The 21933-nt window shown below is 55.5% G+C and carries 17 protein-coding genes and 1 pseudogene; 8 read left to right on the top strand and 10 right to left on the bottom strand.

The genetic code is table 11. From position 1 onward, the window contains the following. The first annotated feature begins 795 nt into the window (after positions 1 to 795). Positions 796 to 1071, top strand: coding sequence for a hypothetical protein (locus RBB81_RS00545; RefSeq protein ID WP_353070798.1), 276 nt, complete (start codon positions 796 to 798; stop codon positions 1069 to 1071). Between the two features lie 236 nt (positions 1072 to 1307). On the opposite strand, the gene RBB81_RS00540 is transcribed toward RBB81_RS00545, so the two are convergent. Together RBB81_RS00540 and RBB81_RS00535 are read right to left on the bottom strand one after the other, a co-directional pair. After that, positions 1308 to 2816: a VWA domain-containing protein gene (locus RBB81_RS00540; protein ID WP_353070797.1), complete on the bottom strand. Its 1509-nt coding sequence runs from the start codon at positions 2814 to 2816 to the stop codon at positions 1308 to 1310. A gap of 133 nt (positions 2817 to 2949) precedes the next feature. Continuing rightward, positions 2950 to 3771, bottom strand: coding sequence for a hypothetical protein (locus RBB81_RS00535; protein WP_353070796.1), 822 nt, complete (start codon positions 3769 to 3771; stop codon positions 2950 to 2952). A gap of 1448 nt (positions 3772 to 5219) precedes the next feature. Here RBB81_RS00535 and RBB81_RS00530 point away from each other — a divergent pair. The 3 genes from RBB81_RS00530 (at position 5220) to RBB81_RS00520 (ending at position 9381) form a co-directional block, all read left to right on the top strand. Further along, positions 5220 to 7085, top strand: a complete 1866-nt coding sequence (locus RBB81_RS00530) for an aryl-sulfate sulfotransferase (protein ID WP_353070795.1) — start codon at positions 5220 to 5222, stop codon at positions 7083 to 7085. A 315-nt stretch (positions 7086 to 7400) separates the two neighbouring features. Continuing rightward, positions 7401 to 8360 (top strand): VWA domain-containing protein, encoded by a 960-nt coding sequence (locus RBB81_RS00525; RefSeq protein WP_353070794.1) that lies wholly within the window; start codon positions 7401 to 7403, stop codon positions 8358 to 8360. A 550-nt stretch (positions 8361 to 8910) separates the two neighbouring features. After that, positions 8911 to 9381: a hypothetical protein gene (locus RBB81_RS00520; RefSeq protein WP_353070793.1), complete on the top strand. Its 471-nt coding sequence runs from the start codon at positions 8911 to 8913 to the stop codon at positions 9379 to 9381. Between the two features lie 336 nt (positions 9382 to 9717). Here the strand turns inward: RBB81_RS00520 and RBB81_RS00515 are convergent, their stop codons facing one another. From RBB81_RS00515 to RBB81_RS00490, 7 genes and pseudogenes are all read right to left on the bottom strand, one after another. After that, a complete protein-coding gene (locus tag RBB81_RS00515; RefSeq protein ID WP_353070792.1) occupies positions 9718 to 12597 on the bottom strand; it encodes a TonB-dependent receptor in 2880 nt (959 codons plus the stop codon). Positions 12598 to 13150: 553 nt separating this feature from the next. Continuing rightward, positions 13151 to 13714, bottom strand: coding sequence for a hypothetical protein (locus RBB81_RS00510; RefSeq protein WP_353070791.1), 564 nt, complete (start codon positions 13712 to 13714; stop codon positions 13151 to 13153). Between the two features lie 40 nt (positions 13715 to 13754). Beyond that, entirely contained in the window at positions 13755 to 14096 is a 342-nt protein-coding gene (locus RBB81_RS00505; RefSeq protein WP_353070790.1) for a mercuric transporter MerT family protein, read from the bottom strand. Positions 14097 to 14164: 68 nt separating this feature from the next. Then, a complete protein-coding gene (merP, locus tag RBB81_RS00500; RefSeq protein ID WP_353070789.1) occupies positions 14165 to 14452 on the bottom strand; it encodes a mercury resistance system periplasmic binding protein MerP in 288 nt (95 codons plus the stop codon). A 44-nt stretch (positions 14453 to 14496) separates the two neighbouring features. Beyond that, positions 14497 to 14889, bottom strand: a complete 393-nt coding sequence (gene merT, locus RBB81_RS00495) for a mercuric ion transporter MerT (protein WP_353070805.1) — start codon at positions 14887 to 14889, stop codon at positions 14497 to 14499. Positions 14890 to 14925: 36 nt separating this feature from the next. After that, positions 14926 to 15192: pseudogene (locus tag RBB81_RS23440) on the bottom strand (DF family (seleno)protein); the annotation flags it as partial. 8 nt (positions 15193 to 15200) lie between these two features. Next, entirely contained in the window at positions 15201 to 15641 is a 441-nt protein-coding gene (locus RBB81_RS00490; protein WP_353070788.1) for a heavy metal-responsive transcriptional regulator, read from the bottom strand. 359 nt (positions 15642 to 16000) lie between these two features. Here RBB81_RS00490 and RBB81_RS00485 point away from each other — a divergent pair, with 359 nt between their 5' ends. The 4 genes from RBB81_RS00485 (at position 16001) to RBB81_RS00470 (ending at position 20689) form a co-directional block, all read left to right on the top strand. Beyond that, entirely contained in the window at positions 16001 to 16237 is a 237-nt protein-coding gene (locus RBB81_RS00485) for a hypothetical protein (RefSeq protein ID WP_353070787.1), read from the top strand. A gap of 2 nt (positions 16238 to 16239) precedes the next feature. Next, complete coding sequence (locus RBB81_RS00480) at positions 16240 to 17577, top strand: DNA polymerase thumb domain-containing protein (RefSeq protein WP_353070786.1); 1338 nt, start codon at positions 16240 to 16242, stop codon at positions 17575 to 17577. A gap of 150 nt (positions 17578 to 17727) precedes the next feature. Continuing rightward, positions 17728 to 18084, top strand: coding sequence for a PadR family transcriptional regulator (locus tag RBB81_RS00475; RefSeq protein WP_353070785.1), 357 nt, complete (start codon positions 17728 to 17730; stop codon positions 18082 to 18084). Position 18085: 1 nt separating this feature from the next. After that, on the top strand, positions 18086 to 20689 hold the full coding sequence (locus tag RBB81_RS00470) for an ABC transporter permease (protein ID WP_353070784.1): 2604 nt from the start codon (positions 18086 to 18088) through the stop codon (positions 20687 to 20689). Positions 20690 to 20825: 136 nt separating this feature from the next. On the opposite strand, the gene ligD is transcribed toward RBB81_RS00470, so the two are convergent. Then, positions 20826 to 21800 (bottom strand): non-homologous end-joining DNA ligase, encoded by a 975-nt coding sequence (gene ligD, locus RBB81_RS00465; protein ID WP_353070783.1) that lies wholly within the window; start codon positions 21798 to 21800, stop codon positions 20826 to 20828. Between the last annotated feature and the right edge of the window lie 133 nt (positions 21801 to 21933).

Below are 21933 nucleotides of genomic sequence, written 5' to 3'. Positions count from 1 at the left end.
GAAGGGAAGGGAGTAAAGCAGGAGGGGGGCGGAACGAGAAATAAATCGAATTGGACCACCGTTGCTGATAAGAGCCGTGGTCAGTGGTTTCGGTCAACATCCGAAGCGACACGGTGAAGCACGCACCGAGTACGACGGCGGCGATCAAAAACGTAGGGTATGCGATCGACGGTGGCTGTAGGAGGGGAGGACGCACCGGATCTAAGTAGCCGGACGAAACAGGTCGCTCCTTTTGCGAAAGAAGCTTTGCATGGGACATATGAGTCGAAACGGTTCCCGGCGGGTCATAGAGGGAAATCTTGTACTTTATGCCCCATCCAAACACGGCGAGCGCTAGGAAGACGATCCCCATTACAACCCGGGTTGAGGTGCGGCATTTCTTTATGTTTACCTGCATGGACAACCCACATAATGCCAGCCTGTACCTTGAGATGCAGATACGAGCTCGATAGAAGTATCTGTCAAATTCTTATATTTTGCAAAAGTAAATCTTCTTATCGTAGATAAGTAAAAGCGCTAGTGGCCATTAACATACAACTAAACATCGCTCCCTCATCGGCTGCGAGCTTCGTCTTGTTCGTCAGCTCACAAGGCGCATAATTACCACGTCTCGCTTTCTGGATGCGGTAAACAGAACGCGTTCAGTTGACTGTAAGGATGCAATCCTCGCAGGGAAGCTAGATCAAAGCGCGACCTGCGGGCGAGGATTGAGGAAACGATATGAGAATAGTTCGAGTTTCGATAATAGGAGCGGTTTTGGTGACGGCTGGCTCTGTGAGATTGAACGGAGGACAGATGCTTCCTGCTCCTTCACCTCCGTGGTCATCCCGAATGCCCAGTTCCTCGCAGAAACCTGACGAACCGCAGCGGACAGAGCAGCAGCAAAAGTTGCGAATCATTGCCCGCCAGAAACGGCTGGTGACGGATGCAAATAAATTGCTGTTACTTGCCACCGACCTGAAAGCGCAGGTCGATAAACCGAGTACAGATACTTTGTCAGTGGATATGATCAAGAGAGCCGATGAGATTGAGAGGCTGGCCCGCGGTGTAAAAAATCAGATGAAAAGATAAGGGTGAGCCGAGGATCGACCAGCTACTGACTTAAAACGCAGACGCAATGACCATGCACTTTGTAGATCCGCGAGTGGGAAACGAACCGAGGCCAAGGTAGTTTGCGGGTAGAATCCTGTGTGAGCCAGCAAGTGGATGTGCCTACACGAGACCCTTCGAGAATCACAGGAACTTACCTACGGTCGAAGTCGAGTCACAGGCGCTGGCTGTTTCTGTGGCTGAGGTATCAACTTAGGCTATGGGGTGGGTGTTGCAGGCGCACTGTCGATCGTTTTGCGATCCAGTTCCACCGTGCCGGTGCGTCTATTGTCAGAGGTCTGAATCACAACGCGTAGGCTTTGCGTTTTGCGTGGAATCCGTATAGTCATCTCCCGGCGCGCCCCCGTTCTGGCCAACTGAGTTGCATCCTGGCTATCAGCGAAGACCGTGAGACTCTCCAGCCTTGAGGCGAGAAAACTCCTGTCCCCGCTTAAACTAGCTGCCGCCAACAACAGATCTACACTGCTCTTTCCATCCTCGACCGATTGCCAGTCAAGGTTTCGCGGGCTCAAGAGTACGGTAAAATCCGCTGTGCCTGTGTCAGGATGGCGCACGAGATTTTCAATTGTGACTCCCAGTGATCCGAAAGGTATGGTCGACCGCGCAGCCTCGGAAAGGTTGACCATCGTATGCTGACGAGGACCGACGGCCGCATTTTTGTCCGGCGAAAAGTATCCTGCCTTAGTCACGACGCGCAGATCAGGATTGCGCAACGTCACGCGAATCCTGCGGAATTTGCCATCGGCATCCCCTTCCGGCGGCTGATAGGTTAGTGTGTAATACTTCGATCCCAGCTCCTCCGACTCTCTGATTTCGGTGTTGATGTCGTTGCGGTTGTAGAAAAGTTTGCCACCTGTTTCATTGACGAACACGCCAAAGTTAATGTCTCCAGAGAAGGGGTCATTGTCACCGATGTTTGTGCCAGCTCCGAACTCGCTCGTCGTCAAAGTAGGGCCGTCGACTGGCAGTCCCGGATAGATGACGAACAGGCTTACGCGCGAATCGACCAGCATATTGGTTGTGTCGTGAACATACCCGTTCAGTGCGTCAGCAGCTGGAGTCGGCAGACTTACCGTATAAATGCTCGGGCCGCCATGCCCGACCCAGACGATGTTCTTCCTCCTGGGTACCCCCTTGTTTTGCAGAGCAATTTGTTGCAACGCGTCGATGGATTGGACAAATCGTTCGTCGATGAAACTGCCACTCATCTCCTTGTAAGGCAGCGCAGGTGGCACATGTTCCAGTGCGTAGAGCAGGTCTGCCTTGCTTCGCGTGTAGCCCTGCACCATCTCGAGCGATTTATTACCCAACACCATGAGCTCGGCCGGCGAATTCAACTGCGCCGGCTGCGCCGCTAGATATTTCCGCGCCATATAGCGGATGTACGCGAAGTTCTCGAACTTTGAATTGAGAAGATCGAGAATGAAGATCGTCACGGGCGCTTTCAACGGAGGATTATCGTCTGTCGCGTTCGCGTCGACTACATGGGTCTCTGGCGCCTCGAAGGAGAAAATCCGCTGCGGCTTCTTGTTATCGGTGATGGCGAAGTCATCTTTGGTCAGCCCCTTCACCATCGGGCGCCCCTTTTTGTCCAGCACCGTGACATCCAGAAAGACAAGGCGGGACGTCACCCGAATCGTTGGCGTATTCGCAGATGTTTGTTGCGCCCGCACTGTCGAGGCCCTGATGCTGAACAGACTCAGCACAATGATTCCGCACAACAGAGCCCGAAGTAACCGCATGAGAAATCCTCGCTTTGAGAATACGCTTATTCCTTTTGGGTGTGGTTTATCCTTTCTTCCCATTTTGTGAAAGCACAGTTCTCGTCCAATCGTTCACTCAGAAGCGAACGCCTAAAGTGACGGGTATGTACGTTGTCCTCGCGCTGTTTTGTGGGAAGACGTTAAAGTAGGTGCTCGTTGCACTACCCAGCGAGTAGGGGCGGGGCTGGTTGTCTACGAAAACATACCGGGCTTCCACGTAGAAGCGCGCCGAAGCGAAGCGCGATGGTTTGTACGTAAAACCAACACCGGCGTTCACACCGAATGCGTTGCTTGTGTATTTGTCGATGCTCTGGTTGGCTTGAACCTGATAGCACCCGTAGTACGGGTCGCAGTAGGTGCCCACGCCGGGAATCGTGAAGTTGGCAGTCTTGTGATAAAAACCAAAGCCCCCAACGACATAAGGTCCTGTCGTATCAGACTGCGCGAAGTTATAGATCGGATTTAGGGTCAATGACCAAACATGGCTGCTTCCCCCCAACTGTGAGAGCGGGTTTCCGTTCTGATCTACAGCCCCGATGCTGTTATACGTATTTAGCAGATTGTTGAGCGTATTGCTCTGGATGCCGAAATTGGCCCAATCAATCTGGGCTATCACACCAAAGTTCTTGTTGAGGTTGCGCCCCACGCCACCCTGAATGTTGTAGCTGGTCGTCAGATCGTTGTGCGTCCCCCCAGTGGGGAGTGTGAAGCCTCCCCCGATAAGAAATGTGTACTTGTTCGAGCCATCGGCGTTGTGTTGACTGTCGGTGTAACGTGGGCGGCCATAACTCCTCCTCGGAGGAGGCTGCAGGTTGTTAGGGAGAGTCACGCGCTCGTCCAGCATCTCACTGGACGTATCGGGGCTGGAACTAGAACTGGAGGAATCGGAATCCAGCATATCAATTGGCAATTTCAGCTCTGCTTGGATGTTCAACGTCGGATACTGCTTGGACGCCACAACGACGGTCGCAGATTGCTGCGCATGCAGTCCTATAGCAGAAACGACGGCGATGACAGTGATGGTCGCCGCGCGTGTGGTTTTGCGTAGGATTGGTCGAATCGTGGGCTTCTCGGACAGGTCCCCGTAGGGTCGGAAGATGTTGTTATCACATTGCCATGATTGTGAATGCCCGTATACCGATGACACGATATCGTTTGTACGGGCCAATCTGTTTAGGCTCCAAATGCCACATGAGGCGGATATACGTACCACATTCCTTATAAAATTCATGAGAATCCTCCTAAGATTCGTGTGTGAACGAACACGATCTCAGCTCCGGGTGGTCTTTAGATACTCCAAGGCCAGTTTGCTGATTAGCGCGTTTAAGCGGCGCAGAGTAGAGAAGCTAGAGGATGGATGGAGGGGGTCGAATGATGAGGGGGGATGAATATTGGAGATTCGAGTAACGGCCTGGATCCCCGACTTTATGATTTCTGAGATCAGCCAGCATGGGCGGAACGAAAGTAAAGGCGATGATCGACAGTAATGCTAAGGAGCGAGGTAAATGCTTAGGAACTCTGTGGTCCACCGTACCGATTTTGTCGCTTGTCTGTTTTCCCTGTATCAACTTGGCTACTGAAGCTGAACGGGATGGTGAAGGCGGCTTGTAGAGGGAAAGCTTCGCGTGAAGTCCCCACAGAAATATAGCTGAGCAGAGAAGAATGAGCGCGAGTCTGAGTCTTGTTCGAACCGGTCGTATTGCCAGCGACGGTAACATCGACCCACCTCGTACACATTCAGCGCTTCTTGCTTGGCGAAATGTGAGCGCCGCCAGTGTAGTCCCTTTTCAATTGGTGCTAAATGACAAGACCCAAAATTGTGACAGTTCTTGTGCACTTCCGCACAATTAAGCAAATCAGTGCCAAGCGAACCTGTCGCCCCGTAGGGTAGGAATGCGGAGTCTGCTCTCGGTTCCTTGGGGGAAGGGATGCAATAAAAGCTTCAAAAGGTTTTCCGCTCGACTAGAGATAGTTAGAGTAATGCATAGGCGTCGAAAGACTGATCGCTTGGTCTTTTCTCGCCCCAAATCTCCTATCGAAGATTAGAGTGAAGACTATTTCGCCGACATGCTATCCCTTGTTGGTCATCAATTTGTTTTTCGGTCAACCTCACCAATCGACACTATACTTGTTCGCTTGGTGAGGCGAGTGACAGCAATGCGTTCGCTGCCAACGTGGAATAACGAAAATACGCAGAAGGTAGCGCTCGTCCCTGTCCCGATGTCGCGCTGATGTGATGAACTGACTGCCCTGCGCGAATGCCGCAGACTGCATGAAAGATGAGTGAGTTCTCTGACTGTCGCATGGGACGAGATGGTGGTTACGCTGTGGAAAGTCTGGGTCCCGATGAGAAATCGAGCAGTAGGTCTTGCATTCCTGATCGGCTTGCTGGTTCTCTCGGGCTGTGGGTCCGGGGTGTATTACACAATAACTCCGACTGATCCAACTGCACCCCCACCGGTTGCGACACAAAGCGGTTCTGTGAGCGTAGCTCCGCAGTATGCTGCGGTAGGCCCCAGTGGAAGCAGCCAGTTCAAGGCTACGGTTTCCGGGAGCGGAGGCGTGCAGTGGCTGGTGAACGGTGTTGCTGGGGGTAATGCGACTGTTGGTACGGTGGATGCAAACGGAAATTTTACAGCGCCGGTGGCGCTGGTTCAACCCGTGAATGTTGTTGTGACCGCTGAACTGGCGAATTCGGCTCAAAGCAATTACGCAACTGCGGTTGTCTCTCTGGTGGCAAGCGGTGTGGTGAGCGCTACGGGAAACCCGCAAGTTGCAAGTTATTCGATAACCCTGCCCGCCCCCGGTAGTGTTTATGTCGAGTTCGGAGATAGCGCGGCGTACGGGTTTCCGACGTCGGTGCAAACGACGCCATCCCATTACGGAGGACAATTAACTGTGTTGGTGGCAGGGTTGCGGGGTAATACGGCTTATCACATGCGGGCGCAGGTAGTCCTGAACGACGGAGCTGCTCTTACGGATACCGACCATACGTTCACCACTGGGCTACCGCCTGAGACTGCAGTTGTGGAGATGACCACTACAGCGGGCGACACACCGCAGCCGGGTATCGAGACGTTCGATACGCTGAGGCCGCATGAGGCTGTCCAGGCGTTTGCAACCGACCTGAGCGGGAATGTGATCTGGACTTATAGCTACGCCGGGTCAATCGAGGATGCCGTGCAGCCGATCAAGATGCTGCCGAATGGTCATTTTCTGATTCAGATCTCTTACGCGTCTTCGATCCCTGTACAGAAGGGTGGAATTGTTATTCCGGGAACGCTGGATGAGGTAAGGGAAGTGGACCTGGCGGGAAGTACGATCCGGTCAGTGACGGCAGCGCAGTTGGCGAAGGAACTTCCCGCGCAGGGGGCCGGAATACAGTTGGGGAGTCTGCATCACGATGTGCTCCCGCTGCCGAATGGCCATATACTGCTATTGTTTTCAGTGAGCAAAGCCTTCAACGATCTGCCGGGATATCCAGGGACGACGAATGTGCTTGGGGATGAACTAGTCGACGTGGATCAGAACTTCAGTCCGGATTGGGTATGGAACTCGTTCGACCATCTGGATGTGAATCGGCACCCGTATCTGTTTCCAGACTGGACACATTCGAACGCACTGCTGTATTCCGCGGATGATCATAACGTGTTGCTATCGGTGCGGCATCAGAACTGGATAATCAAGATCGACTTTGAAGATGGTACCGGATCGGGGAACATACTTTGGAGACTTGGCGAGGGTGGAGACTTCCGCCTTGAGGGAGGAACGGACCCGACGGACTGGTTCTATGCGCAACACGGGCCGAGTTTCTTTAGCACCAATACGACGGGCGTGTTTGAGCTGGGAGCGATGGACAATGGCGATGACCGCCAGTTTCCGGCCGGAGTCATGTGCGGGGTTGGCGGAGTCGCCCCCTGTCTGTATTCGACGGCGTCGGTACTGCAGGTGAATGAGTCTGGTATGTCGGCAAGCTTGTTGAAACGCTATGTTCCGCCGGGTTCGATATATAGCTTCTTCGGCGGTAACGTCAATCCACTGGCCGACGGCGATTTGGAGGTGAATTTCTGCGGGGCTACCACAGGCACGTTAGTTCAGGAGTTGCGAGAGGAGGATGGAATCGAAGAGGTCGTGTGGCAGGCCGTGACGAAGGGAACCAACCAGTATCGTGCGGATCGGCTGCCCAGCTTGTATCCAGGAGTTCAGTGGTAACCGTTTCAACCGGGAGCGGATGCCGACTGATGGACAGGATTGTCAGCGCAAGGGTACGGGTCTAACATATGCCGCGTATTGACCCCGCCACTTCCAGTTCTATCGCGTTGGCAACCAGGTCGCCGGTTCAGAGTGCCGATCAGGGCCAGAAATCTTATTGAAGATCAACAACGGCATCTTGCAAGCAACGTACTGTCTCTTGGGTATTATCAATTCATTTTCAATTACTTGGCCAATTTTTGCCCTATCCTTGTACGTCGCTACTAAAGGTAATTCGTCGCTTTAAGACCTCGATGTCAAGATGGAGAGTCAGAAATGCTCAAAGGATCATGGGTCAGCCTGGCGATGTTTCTAACACTGGGATCTTATGGGCAGACAATTGCACCTATCAATAGCGGAACAGTCTGGGTTCCCGCACTTGTCGAATTAAAGTCGGGAAAGATCGCGTACGATCTCTCCGTGGATGATTTTTCCATCAAAGACAACGGCATTGAGCAGCAAATCGTCTTGCAGTCTGATATGGGTGCTCAACCAATTTCTCTTCTCTTTGTGATTCAGACTGGTCACAACTCGGCCACCCAATTAGGAAAAATTTCACGCCTCCCCGATTTGCTGGATAGCATTCTGACCAGCCCGCAGGACCAGATTGCAATCGTAACCTTCGACAGCAGCCCGCATTTTCTCCAAGCCTTCACCGCGAACTCAGACACAGTTTCCAGTTCTTTCGCATCGATTTTGCCAGGAAACTCGGCCGCTGCGTTATTCGATGCCATGCACATGGCTATTAGTTCTCTTTCTAAAGCAGCTCCGGAGAATCACAAAGTCATTGTCCTGATATCCGGCGAGCATGACCATGGCAGCGTTGGCTCCGATAGCGGCTCTCTCATTCGCGAGGTCTCATCCAGCAACGCGTCGGTGTACAGTTTGTCATTTACGCCAGGCAGAAAGGAGCTCTTTGGTAAGCTTCGATCGCTCAATCCGCTGGCGGTGACAGGAGGCGTCATGCAACGGAACGCTGGCGAAGCATTGGCGCAACTCACGGGTGGAGATTTTTTCCGCTTCGACAACGAACGGGATTTTGAAGATCGCATCGGTGACATCGGGAATCATATTCACAACCGGTACAACCTTGCCTTTCAACCAAGCAATCCGCGGCCGGGTTTCCATTCTTTACAGGTCGAAGTACGGCAGTCGAGAGTTAACATTATCTCGGCGCGAGGAGGCTATTGGGCGTCGGACGATAGCCGCTTTGGAAGCGCAGGCGGATCAAAATGAGGCTGCGATCGAAATACGCGATCAAAGACCTTGTTGCAGGTTTTGGCATTGACTCCATCGTCCAGATGACAGTGCAGGGCGAAGATCAGGGCGCCAGAAGCCATCGGGGTTGGCGCTGTATCGTGCGGCCTTTCAGTCTCGGTCTTGTCGGATTGGCCGTCGCGGTATTTTTATGGGGCCTGGCATACAAGCTGTCTCTGTATCACTCTCAACAGAACAACGGGGCACGGACAATAGTCGCAAAAATGTGGGTAGGCCCGCGGCCAAACCTGGTTGCCCCAAGAAGCGAGAGGTCCTCCGATCGGCCAACGTCAAATCCGCAGCTGATCCTAATCGTGGCGAGCCAACCATTTCCCCGCACTCACACCACAGCCTACGCTGCGGCCGTGCTTCCTATTGACAGCAGGTCTCGCCACCTACTGACTGCGCTTCGCTCGCCTCCTCCGCAATCTATCGAAGTAGGTCTATGACCTACTTTCTGGTTCCGTTGGATTCTCGTCCCTCGGAGCCGCCAAACTATCGATTGGATTTGCCCCACGGAGGTTCAGCGATGCTCTTCATTTTGATATTTTTTGCGATGCCCGTTCTAGCTCTTTCCTATACTGTCTACGTGATCAGCAGAGAGGGCAAAGCGAAGCTGCCCCTTTACGTCACGCCGCTACCACCGGGGACCTTCTACTCGACGGCCAACTTTGCACCGTATAGCCAGAGAAGACGTGAGATTAAATGGATCTCGACGAAAGAGTTCGAGGCTCTTCTCCGAAGCTCCGACGAAGTCATCTTCATCGATCTTAGACCTCAGGCAAAAAAAGAGCCTCTTCCATTCACCCTAACTCATGTCATCCAAGTTGACTCGAGCGAAGTTCTGGAAATATTGAAGTGGCTTCCTGCTGCAAGCAGTGCTGTTTTGTATGGGACGTCTGATTTGTGCGCTTCTGTACTTTGGACAGCTCGTAATATTTCGGGGTTCGCGCCTTTCTATATTCTCACAGAGGTTCCGATGCACTCCGAGGTGACTTGAATGGTCCGCATAATGAAGATGAGGCTCCTAAGATGAATCTGTTCACCCATGTAATTGCTTTCAACTTATCTAAGACGGCGCATATGCGTTACAGCCATTTCTAGGGGAATTCGGACGTGCTGATAGTCGTAAAGAGCTATCGCGAGGTTTGAGGGGTGGTCGCCCCGATAGGTACGCGTCTTGTTCGCCGCCCCCGTGGCTTGTGGGCTGCTGGATGCGCCTGCGCCTGGAAGAAGAGACCGTTTCAGGCAGGCACGCGCCGCAGCCATGCGAGTGGCAAGTCCGGCATTCATCCCGCGCAATCACGTTGTAAAGCACTTAGACCTGACAGCCACATCAGAATTCGTAATCGAGCGAGAACTGAAGTCTTCTCGCGGTTGAAGCAGCGACCGGTCGTCCAAAACCGGGTTGCGCAGCGGTGCCTGACCCAAAAGCCGTGTTGAGCAGGGAAATGTTGGGGTGATTGAGCAGGTTGAAGGATTCCGCGACGATATCCAGATGGCCGGTTCGGATGGGAACCATCTTCAGGACACGAAAATCAAGGTTGATGTTTGGGGGAGTGGAGAGACCATTGCGCCAGTAGCCCTGGGGGCGGGCGGCAAAGGGGTAGATATGTTCTCGATTACTGTCGAGCCCGGTAAGGGGGTTTGCTCTGAAGCCGCTCGTGAGACTGAAAATGGGCGCAAACTCCAGGCCTGTAAGCAGGCGCATCAGCGTCGGTGGATTTGCATTTGCGGCTGCGTCTTGGGGGTCGTTGAGGTCGGGGCCTATCAGCCACAGGCCGCTCAGCGTGAGTCGATGCCTCTGATCCTGAAGGGATAGTGCTCTTTCGTCTTGCAGCGCGAAAGGATTTTGGGGCTGCTCCAAATCGAAGGAGCCGTTATCGATGGTCTTTGAATACGTATATCCGGCAAGGATCTGAAAGTCGTCTGTGAACTGCCGGTTCAGCGTCACTGTGGCTCCGCTGTAAACGGAGTTTGCGGAGGTTGCGAACTGATTGATCGAGTCGTACGCCGGGTTTGCCCGTTGCGGTGAGAAGACGGGACGGCCCAACTGCTGCGGGGCAGGGAAGCTGACACCCAGGGACGCCGCGTTCTGGGTGGTGAGCACGACTGGAGGCAGGAGATTCGTGTTGCTAGTCCGTCCCAGACGGACACCGTGGACGTACTGGTACTCGCCTTTAAGTGTGGTCTGGAGGGGCAACGCCTGCTCGATGCTGAACGACGCTACTTCGCTATACGGGTTGTGGAATCCGGGCTGAGCCTTCCAGATGCTTGGGGCCACCGTTGCGAGCGGCCGTGCAAGGCTGCTGCCACTACGGTAAAGTGCCGTAGCGGCGGCATCCTCCACGATTTGGGTGAAGCCTCGCGTTCCGTCCAGTTCGAAGAGACGATTGACCGTCGAAAGCAGATACCGGTCGTAGAAGATGCCGAAGCCGGAGCGGAGGATGAGCGATGGGACCGGCGTCCAGGCGACTCCAAGGCGCGGGCTGAAGTTCAGCGGATGCTGCGGCAGGGGAGCAGGAAGCCGGTTGTAGTCGTAACGCAGCCCATAGTCGATGGCTAAACTACGAATCGGAGTCCAGTGGTCCTGGACGTACCCGTTGATGCGTTCTTCGGCAAAGTTCACATTGGGATTACTGAAGAAGGATTGTGTATAGAAGTCCGGTGCTTTGGCTGTCAGCGCAGCCAGCGTCGGAAACACAAACAGTCCGCGTCGGCCGTCGAGGACATGGGAACGAAGAGGAACGTAATCGAGACCCGCGCCCGCCTGCAAAAGGTGGCTCTTTTTCTGAACAAGTAGCCCATCTTCGAATTCCAGATGTGTTTCGAAGCGGCGGCTGTTGCCCTCATAGGGTGTGCCGAAAAGGACTACTCCCGGAATGAGGGCTCCGGGAGACGTTGCATCGCCAGTACGTTCCACCGCTCTGCGCTGCGCCAGTTCGAAGCTGAACTTGTTGATTGTGCCCGTGCTCACTGTCGAGCTGAGTGTCCCATTGAAGCTGTTGTCGCTGATGAATGAGGAGCCTCGCGCCGTCCGGTCGGAGAGGTCGTCGTTATTGAATGCGTCGTTGACGTTGCGAGTATTGGTGAAGGCGTACCGCAGCATCACCGCTTGGCTCGGCGTTAGATTACGATCCAACCGGCCCGACAGCTCGGTCTCCTGGTCGCTCGTCGGAAAGAAGCCGCTTTGGAGTGTTACACCGTGCAGAGGTCCGGGCTGCTGCGTTGCGCTGTTGATCTGAGTAAGAGTCGCCGGCCTCAGGTCGTTAGTGTCCTGGCCATGGGCGATCTCCTGTTCGGCTGCGACGTAGTAAAACGTCTTATCGCGCTGGAGTGCGCCGCCGATTGCGAGCCCGGCGCGAACGCGATTCTCGTCCGGCTTGTAGGGAGTGAATTCCAACGGAGGAGTTCCATTGAGCGCCCCATTCTGAATGAAGACAAAAGCGTCACCGTGAGGTTGGTTCAAGCCCGAGCGGGTTTGCACATCGATCGAGCCGCCAGCTCCTCCACCGGACTCCGCTGAAAAGCCATGGTTCACAATCTGGAAGTCATTGATGGCCTCGGGGGAAAGCTGAGTGCGGCTGCTTCCGGTGTACTCGTCATCATCGCCTACACCGTCGATGCGCACTGCGTTGCTGCTTGGCCGCAATCCTCCGAAACCAAAGCCCCCGCTCGATTGGGCAAGCGTGCGGGCCGAAAACGAAGGATTGGCTGGAACGGCCTGTGGTGAGAGAGCGACGAAACTGAGGTAGTTTCTATTTGGAATGGGGAGCTCCTCAACTCGATCCCGATCGATGTTGACCACAGATGAGGTTTGGGAGCTGTCGAAAGAGGACTGAGTGGCGGTGACGCTGACTGTCTCCTGGGTTCCTGCCACAGCAAGGGTGACGGTCAATTGCGTATTCCGGCCAACCGCTACAGGAACCGAGAGCTGCGTGAACGGAGCGAAGCCGGAAGCCGTGCTCTGGACCGTATAGGTTCCGCTCGGAAGGTTTACAAACGAGAAAGCACCATCAGGTGCGGATACGGTTGTCCGCGAGAAGCCGTCCGGTCCGGATGCCGTAATCTTTGCTCCTGAGACCTGAGAACCGTCGGAGGCTCTGGCAATTCCGGAGATACCTCCGCTAGAACCGAGCTGGGCGTGCAAGGAATGAAATGGTGAGCTGAATAGGCAAAGCATCGCGCCAAGGCGAAGGATTTTGCGGCAGAACATGGATAAGATCTCCGAAGTGCAAAGTGATTACGATCCGCCCCAAAAAGCGGGGGGATAGGTCAGCCGTGCGGAGACAGGAAAGGTCTGTCACCGGACTGCTTGCGCACTTCGGATAATCAGATTCGGAGAGGCGGGGAGATTTGGGGAACGATGGAGCTTAAAATAAGGCGCGTTTCCCGCCGCGGCGAACCACGACTTTGCCGCAATCCCTGCACAAGAACTAGGCTAATGAGCGTGGCCAGCGCGGCTGTAAGTTTGCACACGATCAAAACAAGGCAGAGCGCGAACAAGAGGCCGAAGACCGCCATTTCCGTATCATTGCTCGGGCCGGGGGGATCCCACCGATCAAAGAATTCGACCAGCGGTGTGAAAAATGCCGCCAGCAAGAGCATTAGGGTCCCGAGCTGGAGAAGGCGTCTCACTTGATGAGTATATCCTTAGCTCCCGAAGGCTAGATCCTGCTCCTCAGGACACTTGGCTTGCGGATACGCGAACAACATGTGCCTCAGATAAAGGAGATGGAATCGGTAAGACTTGCGTGCGAGTCAAACTGCTATTGCTGCTCCGTTAGTAGTTGTTTGATTCGGGCACGAAATACCGTCTCGTCTAGGCGCGGGCCCTTTTCAGACGTCTGGTGCATAAAAAAATCCGGCGTTGGAGGAAGACTCCCTGTCCACTTTGTTTTGGTGCCATAGAGAAGGTAGACATCCCAGGCATTGCCGCTCCATCCCAGCACCTGCCTGTATTGCTCTCCCAAGAGATCGCTACCATCCCAATATTGGTGTGCCCAGGACGCGCCAACGACTTGGGTTGCGGAGGAAACATCTTTTTCGTGCGCACCGAGCCGCGGGACCCACACCACATACACCGCAGCATCTTTGCCGTGCTCGATGTTCAAGAGCTGCTCTGAAACTTCAGACGCTCCGTTCAAGCAAGCGCCGCAGGTCGGAGATACCAACATTAACACTCTAACCTTACCTTCATCAGCATTGAACGCAGTTCGCACAGCAGCCGGGGTATTGCCCAGCACCTGGTAAGAGCTTGCCGGGCCTAACCGCTTACATGCGGCAAGACTCATAAGCAATGCGATCGCTGCAATGAGGAAAGATTTGTTCATAGCTGTCTCCCGCATTATGAGGTGAGTTTGCCAAGCATTGTTACCCACGCACGAAGTTGGGAAGAAGGATGGCTGCTCCTGTAATGAAAGCGGCAAACCACAGAAGGAATCGAGTGATCTTAGCGGTTGGCGTGGTGCAGGTCTTTCCAATGCATCCGCCTTGCGGACGATAGGCCATCCAGAATCCCAAGGCCAACAACAGCAGAGAGCCGATGACGAAATAAGGCCGATACGGTGCGAGTCTTGCGGCTGCCAGAGCGCCGCCTGTGCCCAGAATCGCAAAGACAGCGGGACCAACGCAACACAGAGTAGTGGCAGCCGCAACTAAACTCGAGCCCACCGCGCTGAGCGATGAGCCAATCACAACAGGTGTCTTATTCATTGCGCTTGCCTCCAATTGCCAATGCTGACCGGACAGGGATGGCGTTAGAAACGGTTGGAAGCGGCACTCTACTTTACGCTTTTGACGGGTTGCGATGGAAAGCCAATGTCAGACGTAGCTTTCATAATGGAAGCCTCGCTCGTTTTCGTGTCGTCGAAGGTGACCGCTATTTCTTTCTGCTCATAGTTCACGTCGATCTTCGAGACGCCTGGGACTCTCTGCAAAGCCTTTTTGACAGTGATAGGGCAGGTGGGGCAGGTCATACCCGGGACTTTCAGGGTGGTGGTTTGGGTGGCCGCCCAGATGGGCGTGGTGAAAAGAGCGACTACGAAGGCAGCGGTAACAATTCGTTTCATGGAAAGCTCCTTGTTGAGTTGCTTCTTGAGTTGGGGTTAGAGGATCAATAGAAGAATCGAGCGACGTAGGGAAATGCGAGCGCTACGACGACCAAGACCGCGACGATCCCGAAGAGCACTTTGTAAGCGCGACGCGTCGCCGGCAGCGCGCAGACCTCTCCAGGGGCACAGGCTTCTGCCTTGCGAAAGATGCGCCGACCCGCGAAGAACAAGGCGATCAGCGCAGCGGCGATGAACAAGGGGCGATACGGTTCGAGTACGGCGAGATTTCCGATCCACGCGCCACTGAAACCGAGTGCGACCAGGATCAGAGGACCGAGGCAGCACGTAGATGCCAGAACCGCCGCTATGCCCCCGGCTACTAAGACTCCCGATTCCCCTCTCTTTTGATGAACCGCAGACTGCTCGCCCCGCGTGGGTGCAGCATCGGGAGCCACGGAAGTTGCCGGTCTCTCCTCAAGGGCGCGCCGGATGAGTTCAACTGATGGGAGGCCTGACCGACTGCCATTCTCTGCGTAGGAGCGGCACCCCAAACCGAAGTGCTGAACCCCTGCGTCTGGTTCTACATCAAGGCCATTCACCCGAACGGTTGGTGATCCCAGAAATCGCAGTGCCTCAGCCTCTGCGTTAGTACAGACTTCCACTTCCTGAACCGTCTGGGGCATACCCGTACTTCGTAATACCTCACGCACGCGATCGACAACCGGTGTGTGGTTGGGGCAATCCGCGATGTAAAGCACCTCGATCTTCACTGAACCTCCTTGCGGCTGCTGGCGATTTCCTCAATGACGGGGCAGCTCCCGGTGCATTCTTTCGCCGCCGCCAGATCGCACCGCTTCCTCGCGCTCTTGAGTTGACTTTCCAGCTTCTTCAAGTCCGCAATCTTCTGTTGAACAGCGGCGAGCTTGTGGTCGAGCAGATCGTGTACATGGGTGCAGGCTTCTGCTCCGGCATCCTGGAGCAGGAGCAGCTCCCGGATCTCCACTAGCGAGAAGCCCAGCGCTTGAGCCCGTCCCACGAAGCTCAAGCGGTCAAGATCCCTGTCGTCGTAAAGACGAAAGCCGCCCGCGCTGCGATGAGGCTTAGCCACAAGTCCCTGTTTTTCATAGAAGCGGATCGTGTCGACCGTGAGACCGCTACGAACGGCGACAGTTCCGATTTGGAGGCCGGTCTCAAGCTTTGTATTCACAAATCGAGAATACAATCTGGAGTCGACTCCAGAGTCAAGCACCATCTAGAAACGAATTCGTCTCTGGGTTGAACTCAGACTCAACTAGCGCCCAGCCGACTATACATAAGCTGCATTATCGGACATAAGTGTTTTGTTATCAATAGTATAACATTTGTGGATGTATTTCGCCTTTTATTCGCTTAGTGTTAGGCATGGGCGGCGAGCGCAGTTCTACAACCCGGATGCGGCTTGCTGGAAAGATCTGCTGCTTTTGCGGGCGCTATCTTGACGCTATGCTCTGGCAACCGCCTGGCGAGCGAGCCTGCGATTCGTGCGCAGCCCAACGCGCACCGGCTCCGAAACTCCGCCGCATCCATATGTCCTTCGTTCTTCGAGAGCGATGGCATTGCACCTTCATGGAGGAGGACCTCCGCACTAAGGCAGCTCCCCCGCGTACCTTCACAAATCCCGACAACATGATCGAGATGATTCGCCGCGGCAACGGATTCCGCGACCTCGCTTCTAAGCAGGCGGTGGAACATGCCATCATGGCTGGGCGTGGCAATGTCGATCTCTTGCTGACATCGGAACAATATGAACGGCTGGTGGGGTAGAGATGGTCGATTCTGCGATCAATTGGCTGTTTGTCGATCTCAACTCCTATTTCGCCTCGATCGAACAGGAACTTTGCCCCGAACTGCGCGGCCAGCCCATCGCCATCGTGCCCATTCGTGTTGAAGCCCAAACGGGCTGCTGTATTGCTGTCAGCTACCAGGCCAAGGCTTATGGCGTAAAAACCGGCTTCAGTGTTGCGGACGCCAAGCTGCTCTGCCCCTATATCATCCTGGTCGAGGCTCGCCCCCGCCTATACGTCGAATACCACCACCGCATTGCCGCCGCGATTGAGCGCTGCATTCCCATCCAGCAGGTCATGTCCTGCGACGAATTCGCCTGCCAGCTCCTCGGCCGCGAGCGCACGTTGCTACGCGCCACCGCCATAGCCTACGAGATCAAGCGTGAGCTCCGCACGGTTGGCATTACGCTGCGCTGTTCCGTTGGCCTCGCACCTAACCGTCTGCTCGCCAAAATTGCTGGGGACATGCAGAAGCCGGACGGCCTTATGATCTTTGAGCGGCGCTACCTGCCACAGGCGCTCTACAGCCTCGAACTAGCCGACATTCCCGGCATCGGAAAGCGCATGGAGCAGCGCATTCACGCCGAAGGAATCGCCACCATGCGCGAGCTCTGTGCACTCACTCGCGAGCGGATGCACTCGATATGGGGAGGCGTTTTGGGGGACCGGCTGTGGCTTTGGCTACGCGGCGAGGACTTTCTTGAACCGCCAGCACGTCCGCTACAAACTCTTAGCCGTCAGCACATCTTGCCTCCAAACTGCCGAACACCGGATAAGGCCCGCGCCGTTGCGCTCAAACTACTACACTCCACGGCTCGCAAGATGCGCCGCAATGATCTCTGGGCCGGCGGCCTCTCCTTGCAGGTTGGCTTTTATGATCACGTCGCATTCGCCTGCAATGTACGTATCGAGCCATGCCACGATCCATACACGCTGCAGGAGCACTTAATTGCCGTATGGCCGCGCGTTCCCGCCTACACGCCCTCAGACATATCTGTGGCTCTTACTCATCTTGATCTAGCTCCGTCTCCGGACCTCTTCGGCATTGATCCGTTTAGCGAGCCGAATGCAAAACAGCGTGTGGTCACAGCCCTCGATACCATCAACGCCCGCTATGGCCTTAATACAGTGTATCTCGGCTCCATTCATCAGGTCCGCAAGGAAGCACCGACCCGTATTCCTTTCGGCCCACCGCCGCCGCTGGAGGAGTTCGACGACACCGCCGATAAATTGCGCACGCCGAGGGGTCCACGCGGCATCCGGGCATCGGATCTTCCCAGAGTGCAGCGGAAAATGCCAACGTCTGGTGGCTCTGTTTGAGTTCCTTCTGCCTGTAGGGGAACACCAATGGATTTCTCAATGAGTGACTCGCCCTGTTGCCATCATTCCAGAATTGAATTGAGCTTGTAGTCTTGACAATTGATGGTAGACGGACTACCATCGCATTCCATCGAGGGTCGAACGTCTTCTATGGTAGGACTGACACCGCAACGGTCGAACCTGCTCCAAGGCACGCTGGACATGCTTATCCTGCGGACGCTCCTTTACGGTCCAGCTCACGGACATCAAATCGGCAAGCACATTCAGCGCACCACTAACGACTTTTTACAAATGCAGCATGGCTCTCTCTATCCCGCGTTGCATCGCCTTGAGAAGCGCGGATGGGTGGTTTCCAAATGGGAAACCGCCCCGGACCGCAATCGGGAGTTCAAGTACTACCGGCTCACGGAAAAGGGCAAGAAGCAGTTGGTGGTCGAAGAGTCCCAGTGGAAGCAAATGGCCGAAGCTGTAGCGAGCGTGATGTGGCCAACTGCCGAGGAGAGCTGATATGCATTGGTGGCAGATCAGAAAGCGCGGTGCCGATCTCGAGCGCGAGTTGCGCTACGACCTGGAGCTCGAAGAAGAAGAGCAACGTGAGAAAGGCTTGTCGGCAGAAGAAGCGCGTTATGCGGCCCGCCGCGCATTCGGCAACCCTACGCTGATCCGGGAACAGACACACGAGGCGTGGGGGACGGCACAGTTTGAGCGTTTTTGGCAGGACGTTCACTACGCGCTGCGGCAGATGAGGCGTTCGCCGGGGTTCACGCTCGTCGTGGTGTTGACGATGGCACTGGGGATTGCGGCGACGACAACGATGTTCACGGTGGTGTATTCGACGCTGCTCAGGAGCCTGCCTTATCCACAGTCGGAGAGGATTGTCGCGATTCACGACACACGGATTGCCGGGCGGTCGGCTGGGGGGCTGATGACGGGTTCGCGATTCTATGACATTGAAGCGCGAAACCGGAGCTTCTCCAGTCTGGCAATCTTTTACTTCGACGAGAGCACCCTCATTGCGGGAAAGAAGTTGCCTATCTATGTGAAGGGAGCGGGAGCGAATGCAGGATTCTGGGATGTCTTCGACACAGCGCCGATGCTAGGGCGGATATTCAATGCGAGAGACGACGTGCCCCATGCCCCGCGAACCGTGGTGTTGAGCTATCCCGGATGGCAGCGGCTTTTCGGAGGCGATCCGAACATAATCGGAGAACAGGTGAAGCTGGATCAGCAGACGGCGACGATTGTGGGCGTGATGCCGCAAGGTTTTTCTGCGCCGGGAGGCGTGGACCTCTGGCACGCGGCGCAGTTTACTCCGAATAAGTGGGGCAATGATCGGGGCGACGGAGAGCGGGCCACCAATGTATTTGGGAGGTTGCGGTTGGGCGTGACCCTGGCGCAGGCTCAGGCCGATCTGGATCGGATCGGGGAGCAACTCAGGAGGGAGTATCCGTCGAGCGACGGCGCGTGGCGGTTCACGAGCGAGACGCTGCGCGAGGACCGGTACGGTCAGGTACAGTCGGCACTGGTGGTCTTGCTGATCGCGTCGGCGCTGCTGCTGCTGATCGCTTGCATCAATGTGGCCAACCTGCTCTTGTCTCGGGCGACAACTCGGCAGCGAGAGGTCGCTCTGCGGCGGGCGCTGGGTGCCTCGGGACGGCGCGTGGCTTTTCAGTTTTTTGTGGAGAGTGTGCTCCTTGCGTTGGCAGGCGGCGTTACGGGAATCCTCCTGGCATTCGTGCTGACTCGCATCGCCGCTACCAGCCTGCCGGGAATTCTGGGGCGGCCGGGCACGATTCACATGGACGGGATTGTTATTGGGGTCGCTCTGCTGATCTCGGTGGCAACTGGAATCGTGTTCGGAGTGGTTCCGGTGCTGGAGACACGGAAGGTGCAGCTGCATTCGGCGCTCAAGCAGGGTGGGACACGCCTCGGAGGATCATCGGGCAATTGGTTGCGCAGCGTCCTGGTGGGGGTGCAGGTAGGTCTGTCTCTCGTGCTGCTGGTGGGTGCGTCGCTGCTGGCGGAGTCGCTGTGGAACTTGATGAAGCAGCCACTGGGATTTGAGCCGGAACACCTGCTGACGGTTCGGGTGGCGCTGCCGTGGAACAAGAGGCCGGAAGCGGTACGCAATTTCTACAACGACGTGCAACAACGAATTGAAAATCTCCCTGGAGTAGAGGCTGCGGGACAGATCAGTTCACCACCTATGACCGACTTTCATGTGCGCGGCAGCTTCGACGCGGACTGGCTGCCGCAAGTTGCCAATCAGCCGGCAATCAGCGCGGAGAACCGGAATATCGCCGGAAATCTGCTGGTGGCGATCGGGACACCACTGCTAGCAGGGAGAGAGTTTTCCGCAGCGGACCAGGTCTCGACAGTGCCACCGGTACTGGTGAACGAGGCCTTGGTGCGGGAGTTTCTGCCGAAGGGAAATTCAATCGGACATCATCTGCTCCTGGATGGACAGGCGCACGAGATCGTGGGGGTGGTTGCTGATGTGCGAGGGGTATCAGGAGCGATCGCGGCGGAGCCTGGACCGGCTGTCTACTGGCCTGCGAACGCCAATGGCGGTTGGCATCGCTACTTTCTGGTGCGGACGAAGGTGCCGCCGGAACAAGTGGCACAGTCGATCCGCGAGCAGGTACACCAGTCAGACCCGCAGCAGTCGGTAGGCGAGATCGAGACGATGGATCAGCTACTAGGCGACGCTGTGGCGCAACCACGGCTGAACGCAGCGGTAGTTGCGTCATTTGCTGGGATCGCATTGTTGCTGGCCTGCGTTGGAATTTATGGAGTGGTATCGTATTTTGCTGCGCAGCGCACGCAGGAGATTGGCGTCCGGATGGCACTCGGAGCGACGCGGGGTGACATTACACGACTTTTCGTGCGGCGGGCGATGGTCCCGGCAGCGATAGGCCTGGCGACCGGTACTGTGGTCTCGCTGGCGGCGAACAGGCTGTTACGCAGTCAGTTGTACGGGGTGCAACCGGATGATCTGCGGCTTTACCTTGCATCCCTGCTGGTCCTGCTGGCGCCCCTGCTGGTGGCTACCCTCAGGCCGGCGATACGCGCAGGGAAGACAGAGCCGATGGAAGCGCTGAGAACGGAGTGAATACAGGGCCATCCCATGAAGGATCTAAAACGGAGGTTCGCTCGCATCCATAACCAAGGCACTCATCGAGGCTCGCTGGGCGTGTCATGGTTCGTCACCGATTGCTATTTCAAAATGATCACTGCTCAATGTCTACCTAAGTCTCCCTGACGACCCTTTTAGGGTCTTTGTCATCGCGAAGCGCAACGAATTTGGTATGTCTCAAATGGTTAGCACCAGTCCACTCCAGAAAAGCTATTTGAGCCACGGCCTCGGGCTCCAGCCAGACGCACTCTTTCATCTTCTCTGCGGTAAGACCGGCTCCCCATCGGCCATCCGAGAGTTCCGGAAGATTAGCGAAGGGGCACTTCGCCGCTTTGAGGTGCTTAATCTTCTCGAACACCGCCCGCCGTGTCGCCGGCACAAGACCCGCACGAACGCGCGCGGCGTAGATGAGTTCCCCACCCCGGTAAAAGCCCACAATTAAAGCGTCGAATCCATGTGTCCCAGGCGTGTATCCACCAATTACGAATTCCTGCCCGAGATTGACACGGTGCTTGGTCCATAGTCCAGTGCGAAGTCCAGGCTGATAGACGCTATCGCTACGCTTGGCGACAACGCCCTCAAGACCGTGGCTCTTTACGAATTTGAGCATCTCCGCTGCCGTCCGATCCGAGACCTCTGACAGAGCAACGTGATCGCTTGGTTTCAGCACCATCCGTAGCAGTGCGCGGCGCTCAGAAAGTGGTACGTGGGTTAGGTCACGACCTTTGTGCATCAACACATCGAACGCGTAGTAGGTGATGTGCGACTCGGCCGACTTGAAGTTCTGCAAAAGATTGAAATTTGGCTTTCCGTCGGGCCCCATGGCCACCAACTCACCATCGAGCACCGTGTCGGCGGGAAGATAGTCGAGCGCTTTGGCTATGTAGTGGAACTTATGATTCAGCACGTTCTGCCGGCGGGAGTAAAGTGTCGTCCCCCCGCCAGTGCGCACAACCTCGATTCTGTATCCATCGAGCTTGATCTCATACGTCCACTCACGACCCTCTGGGATCTTTGTAACGGGCAGGCACTCCATCGACTCGACAAATGTCGCTGTCTGATGCGGCGATAGGCTTTTCCTAGCCATAGTGTTTCGATGCACTTATTCGGGTGATACGCTTCTGGGATGGCGGAACCCTATAAACTGACGGCCACCCCGTTCCTCTTACTCGAAGGCGAGGACAAAGGACATTTGGAGACAGTCACCTTTATAGCCACTT

The organism is Tunturibacter gelidoferens, from assembly GCF_040358255.1.
Classification (GTDB): domain Bacteria; phylum Acidobacteriota; class Terriglobia; order Terriglobales; family Acidobacteriaceae; genus Edaphobacter; species Edaphobacter gelidiferens.
This window is presented reverse-complemented; position numbering and strand designations above follow the sequence as displayed.